This is a genomic window from Lactobacillus nasalidis (assembly GCF_016587775.1).
GTDB classification, from domain to species: domain Bacteria; phylum Bacillota; class Bacilli; order Lactobacillales; family Lactobacillaceae; genus Lactobacillus; species Lactobacillus nasalidis.
In genome coordinates this window covers 1-5,928 of sequence record NZ_BOCG01000456.1, presented here as the reverse complement: position 1 = coordinate 5,928, position 5,928 = coordinate 1, and the positions used below count along the sequence as shown (strand labels likewise).

Below are 5,928 nucleotides of genomic sequence, written 5' to 3'. Positions count from 1 at the left end.
GATCAAGTACTCCGGCGACGTGGTCAAGGCTTTGGCTGCCGGCGGCAACGCCGTAATGCTGGGCTCCATGCTCTCAGGTACTGAAGAAGCTCCTGGCGACGTGCAGCAAGGCGCTGACGGCCGTCTGGTCAAGTCTTACCGCGGGATGGGCTCAGTTGGGGCCATGTCCCAGCAACACGGCTCAAGCGACCGCTACTTCCAAGGCGGGATCAACGAAGCCAACAAGCTGGTTCCAGAAGGCATCGAAGCCGTTGTTTCCTACAAGGGTACTGTAAGCAACGTTGTCTACCAGATCCTTGGCGGCCTGCGGTCCGGGATGGGCTACTGCGGCGCTGAAAACATCGGCAAGCTGATCGAAACCGCGCAGTTCGTCCGCATCTCAAACGCCGGCCTGCGCGAATCACACCCACACGACGTTATGATGAGCAAGGCTGCTCCTAATTACGGAGGCATCGACTTCTAATGGCAAAAATCGACTTAAGCAATTTCGACAAAATCATCGTGCTCGACTTCGGTAGTCAGTACAACCAGCTGATTACCCGCCGGATCCGGGACTTTGGCATTTACTCAGAACTTCTGCCGCACACGATTACGGCAGAAGAAGTTAAGAAGATCGCTCCTAAGGGGATCATCTTCTCCGGCGGCCCGAACTCCGTTTACGATGAAAACGCCCTGGACGTTGACCCGGAAATTTTTGAACTGGGGATTCCGATCCTGGGCATCTGCTACGGGATGCAGCTGATGACCCAGAAGCTGGGCGGGACGGTCGAAAAGGCCGGTGAAGCCGAATACGGCTCAGCCCACATCGAAGTCAAGGAAACTGAAAGCCCGCTGTACAAGGGCCTGCCAGAAAAGCAGGTTGTCTGGATGAGTCACGGGGACCTGGTAACCAAGCTGCCAGAAGGCTTCAAGCTTTTGGCATCAAGCAAGAACTGCCCGATCGCCTCAATGGCTGACCCGGCCCGCAAGTTCTACGCCATCCAGTTCCACGCTGAAGTCCGCAACTCGGAATACGGCCTGGACATCCTGCGCCGCTTTGCCTTTGACATCTGCGGGGCCAAGGACAACTGGACCATGGACGACTTCATCAAGCTGTCCGTTGACTCAATCAGAGAAGAAGTCGGCGACGCCAACGTGATCCTGGGGATCTCCGGCGGGGTTGACTCCAGCGTTACGGCCACCCTTTTGCACAAGGCAATCGGCAGCCAGCTGACGGCGATTTTTGTTGACCACGGCCTTCTCAGAAAGAACGAAAGCGAAGAGGTCATGGCTGCCTTGAAGGAAGGCCTGGGCGTGAACATCGTCAGAGTCGACGCCAAGGGCCGCTTCATGTCCAAGCTGGCCGGGGTAACCGACCCTGAAAAGAAGCGGAAGATCATCGGCAACGAATTCGTGCAGGTCTTCAACGATGAAGCCAAGAAGATCAAGGACGCCAAGTTCCTGGCCCAGGGCACTCTGTACACTGACGTGATCGAATCAGGGACCGACACGGCCCACACGATCAAGAGCCACCACAATGTCGGGGGCTTGCCGGAAGACATGCAGTTTAAGCTGATTGAACCGCTCCGGCAGCTGTTCAAGGATGAAGTCCGGGTTCTGGGCGAAAAGCTGGGCCTGCCGCACGACTTGGTATGGCGGCAGCCATTCCCGGGCCCTGGTCTGGCCATCCGGGTGATCGGCGAAATCACTGAAGAGAAGCTGCGGATCGTCCGGGACGCTGACGCGATCCTGCGCGAAGAAGTCAAAAACGCCGGCCTGCAGGAAAGCATCTGGCAATACTTTGTTGCTTTGCCAGGGATGCGGAGCGTCGGGGTCATGGGCGACGGCCGGACTTACGACTATGCCGTCTGCATCCGGGCCGTTACGTCAATCGACGGGATGACCGCCGACTTTGCCCAGATTCCATGGGATGTTCTGCAGAAGATCTCCGTGCGGATCGTCAACGAAGTCAAGCAGGTCAACCGCGTACTGTACGACGTGAAGAGCAAGCCGCCGGCAACGATTGAATACGAATAAAATAAGCGGAATTTTCTCCGCAGTGGAAACTACCTGGTTATTGCCGGGTAGTTTTTTCTTGTGGAAAAATACGCGGAAAGTTGGAGCTTTAAAAGCAAGGCGATTACTACTAGCAAAAATATAGTCTAGAAACAATTTGCCTCAATTATAAAGGGCTATCTCAATGTGTACATCGGTTTGGATAATCGGTAAGGTAAAAGCAAAATGGTTATAGTGAGTAATTTGCACAAGAGTATGTTAGATTGCAGATGGTCAATATTTTTGTTTAAAGATTGTATCTTTTGACACCAAATATGACACCGTATATAATGATGCTAGGAGTTCATAATGTCGAAATGGGATAAATTGTTAAAGCGCATCCGTTCATTATCAAAAGGCATGCGTTTTGTTGAATTGAAAAAGGTTCTAGAAAGTTATGGTTATGTAATGACAGCACCACGAAGTGGCAGTAGCCATTATACGTTTCGCAAACCGGGTAAAACTCCCATTACGATACCTAAACATGAACCGATTAAGAAAACATACGTTGAAATGGTACGCAAAGTTGTTGAGGAGGAAACGAAGCATGAAGACAATAGATGATTATCTGGCTCTTCCATACAGACTTGAACTTGTACCTGATCCAGATGAAGGCGGTTATGTTGCTAGCTATCCAGAATTGCCTGGATGCATTACTAGTGGTGAAAGTCTGCAAGCTGCCGCGGAGAATGCGGAGGATGCTAAAAAAGCGTGGCTGGAAGCCGCGCTGGAGGATGGTATCGAGATAGCAGAGCCTGCATCATTGGATAACTATTCCGGGCAATTTAAGCTGCGGATTCCAAAGAGCCTGCACCGCTCACTTGCTGAACACTCTAAACGCGAAGGTGTCAGCATGAACCAGTATTGTGTCTATTTGCTGTCTAAGAATGACGCGCTGGAAGAAAGAAATAGAGCTTGACGTTGGAAACTACCTGGTTATTGCCGGGTAGTTTTTTCATTCATTGAAATATTTGCTGAAGGCTTTGCGGTATTGGCTGGGGGTCAGCTTTTTCCAGGCTTTAAAATTGCGTTCCAAAACTTTGGCTGAAGAAAAGCCGCAGTAATTGGCAATGTAGGCGACAGAATAGTTTGTGCTCAGCAAGAGATATCTGGCATGCATAAGGCGGACTTGCTTCAAGTACTTGCCCAAAGGCAGCTTGGTCACTTGACTCAATTCCTTATTCAAAGTTACCTGTGAAATCCTAAAGTGTTCGGCAATGCTTTGGGCCGTGATGTTGGTGGAAGAGTTGCTGGCGATGTAGGCGATTACCGTGTCAGCCAATGATTGGTTAGGCGGTGTTGTGATGTCCGTTTTTTCAGTATATTCGCTGTCGATCAGGGCTATCATTTGAAAAAATTCGCTCAGAATTAAAAAGCGAATGCTGTCGCTGATGGGATGGTCGACGAGTTCAGCGATGGTGATCAGATTTTTTCTTAACTGCCGGTAGCTGCTGGTATCGCGGCTGATATGGTCCATGTTGATCCGCCAATTTTTGCTGGAAGGATATTCTTTTTCCAAAAAACTGTCGTCAATGATCAGCCCCATTACATAATAAGACCGGTCCTTGTGCCCCGTTACGGCATGGATTTGGGAGCGGTCAATGGCCCAGATGTCGCCTGAATTGTAATGGTGCGTCTGGCCGGCAATGACGACTTTAAGGTCTTCACCAGAGACCAGATAATCAATTTCGATACCGGTATGCCAGTGGGTGGGGGATTTGGGAGCATAACTTGACCTTTTGAAGAATTTAAAAGGCAGGCGGGCAAGATTGTCGACATTTTCGTAAGCAATTGGCATGGTCTTCCTCCTTTATGAATCGTCCCTAACTGCTTTAAGAAATGGGGCGTAATCGCTTTCTCATATGATACCATACTGGTTGTAGGAACAAATAGATGCCACAGCTGAGTTAGATGGCGATAAACTTGAACTTGCAATTAGGAGGAAATAAATAATGGCTCATTTTAGAAAAGACTTTTTGTGGGGCGGCGCGGTAGCGGCCAACCAGGTTGAAGGTGGATACAACGAAGGCGGCAAGGGCTTGTCAGTGACTGACATCACCACGGCCGGCTCTTTGGAAAGCCCGCGTTACTTGACTTATACCCTGGATGGCAAGGACGGCAAAGTAGCCGGGATGTTTGCCAGCTCCTTGCCAAAGGGCGCCAAGGGCAAGATCTTTGACAATGAATACTATCCAAACCATGTAGCGATCGATTTTTATCATCATTACAAAGAAGACATCAAGATGTTTGCCGACATGGGCTTTAAGGTCTTTAGAACTTCCATTGCCTGGACGCGTATTTTCCCAACTGGCGAAGAAGACAAGCCAAACCAAGAAGGGCTTGACTTCTACCGCAGAGTCTTTGAAGAACTGAAGAAGAACGGGATTGAACCGTTAGTTACGATTTCCCACTATGAAGACCCTCTGGCTTTGGGTGAAAAGTATAACGACTGGCAAGACCGCAAGATGATCGATCTTTACGTCAAGTACGCAACGACCTTGTTCAAGGAATACAAGGACCTGGTTAAGTACTGGCTGACCTTCAACGAAATCAACTCATCCTTGATGTTCCTGAAGATGGTGGGCGATGGCAACGCATCTGATGAAGATTACCAAAAAGCTTACCAAAAGCTGCACCACCAATTTGTTGCTTCTGCCAAGGCAGTTGTCGAAGGCCACAAGATCAACCCGGACTTTATGATTGGGAACATGATCGCCGGTTCAGTCTACTACCCAGGCACGCCTGACCCAAAGGACGTTTTGGCTGCCCGCTATGAAGAAGAATTAAGCCAGCTTTACTGTGCCGACGCGCAGGCTAAGGGCGAATACCCAAGCTTTGCCAAGCGTTTATGGGATGAACACAATGTTCATTTGAAGATTGAAGACGGTGACCTTGAAGTCATGAAGGAAGGCAAAGTCGACATGTACACCTTCTCATACTACATGTCAAACATGGTCACCACGCATGATGTTGGCGAAAAAGCCAAGGGCAACTTCTCTGCTGGCACTAGAAACCCATATCTTGAATACTCTGAATGGGGCTGGTCAACTGATCCAGACGGCTTGCAGCTTTACTTGGAAAAGATGTACGACCGTTACGGGATTCCAATGATGGTTGTCGAAAACGGTCTTGGCGCCGTTGACAAGCTGGAAGACGGCACTGTTCACGATGATTACCGGATTGACTACTTAAGAAAGCACATCAAGGCAATGGACAAGGCGGTTGAACATGGGGTTGACCTCCGTGCCTACACGACCTGGGGCTGCATTGACTGCGTTTCAGCCGGAACCGGCCAAATGTCCAAGCGGTACGGCTTCATCTACGTTGACCGCGACGACAAGGGCGAAGGCACGCTTAAGCGCCTGCCAAAGGACTCATACTACTGGTATCAAAAGGTTATCGCTTCAAACGGCGACGAATTATAAAAACGAAAGCGGACAAGCAGTGCTTGTCCGCTTTTATGCTGCCTCTTTTTTCTGCAATATTGACGGCCTGCATACCGGCATAGCCAGGAAGCATTAGACGGACCACTGGCTGAAGGCTAAGATACTAGTAAAGTTTTCAAGCACAAGAACTTGATGACAAGCAGCAATTCTTAGTAATTTAACCAGTTGGGAGGAAATTATGGCAAATCAGTTTGGATTCGTTTACCGCGGCGCGCTTGAAGCAAATGAGCCGGGGAAGGTCAACGTCAGACCAGTATCCTATGAACTGGAAGGCATCCGTGTCGCTGCCAACGTCTACCTGCCGGCGGACTATGACGAAAGCGATGATAAAAAGTATGCCGGGATCACGGTGGCTCACCCTAACGGCGGCTGCAAGGAGCAGGTTGCCCCCAGCGCCTGGCAGAACTTGGCTACGTTGCCATTGCCTGCGATGCCCGCTACCAGGGGG

Annotated in this window: 6 protein-coding genes and 1 pseudogene; 6 read left to right on the top strand and 1 reads right to left on the bottom strand. The window is 50.0% G+C overall.

Annotated elements, in window-relative coordinates:
• From lacNas_RS08735 to lacNas_RS08720, 4 genes are all read left to right on the top strand, one after another.
• On the top strand, window positions 1-463 hold a 463-nt coding region (locus lacNas_RS08735), incomplete at its 5' end, for an IMP dehydrogenase (RefSeq protein ID WP_201346778.1).
• Window positions 463-2,016, top strand: a complete 1,554-nt coding sequence (guaA, locus tag lacNas_RS08730) for a glutamine-hydrolyzing GMP synthase (protein ID WP_201331423.1) — start codon at window positions 463-465, stop codon at window positions 2,014-2,016. The genes lacNas_RS08735 and guaA, both read left to right, overlap by 1 nt.
• Window positions 2,017-2,343: 327 nt before the next feature.
• Complete coding sequence (locus lacNas_RS08725) at window positions 2,344-2,598, top strand: type II toxin-antitoxin system HicA family toxin (RefSeq protein ID WP_201331424.1); 255 nt, start codon at window positions 2,344-2,346, stop codon at window positions 2,596-2,598.
• Window positions 2,582-2,953, top strand: a complete 372-nt coding sequence (locus tag lacNas_RS08720) for a type II toxin-antitoxin system HicB family antitoxin (protein ID WP_201331425.1) — start codon at window positions 2,582-2,584, stop codon at window positions 2,951-2,953. The genes lacNas_RS08725 and lacNas_RS08720 overlap by 17 nt, the downstream gene beginning before the upstream one ends.
• 36 nt (window positions 2,954-2,989) lie before the next feature.
• Here lacNas_RS08720 and lacNas_RS08715 read toward each other — a convergent pair whose 3' ends face one another.
• Entirely contained in the window at window positions 2,990-3,832 is an 843-nt protein-coding gene (locus lacNas_RS08715) for a helix-turn-helix domain-containing protein (protein WP_201331426.1), read from the bottom strand.
• Between the two features lie 154 nt (window positions 3,833-3,986).
• On the opposite strand from lacNas_RS08715, the gene lacNas_RS08710 reads away from it, so the two are divergent.
• Together lacNas_RS08710 and lacNas_RS08705 are read left to right on the top strand one after the other, a co-directional pair.
• Entirely contained in the window at window positions 3,987-5,459 is a 1,473-nt protein-coding gene (locus lacNas_RS08710; protein WP_201331427.1) for a glycoside hydrolase family 1 protein, read from the top strand.
• Window positions 5,460-5,658: 199 nt separating this feature from the next.
• Window positions 5,659-5,928 (top strand): annotated as a pseudogene (locus lacNas_RS08705) (hypothetical protein); the annotation flags it as partial.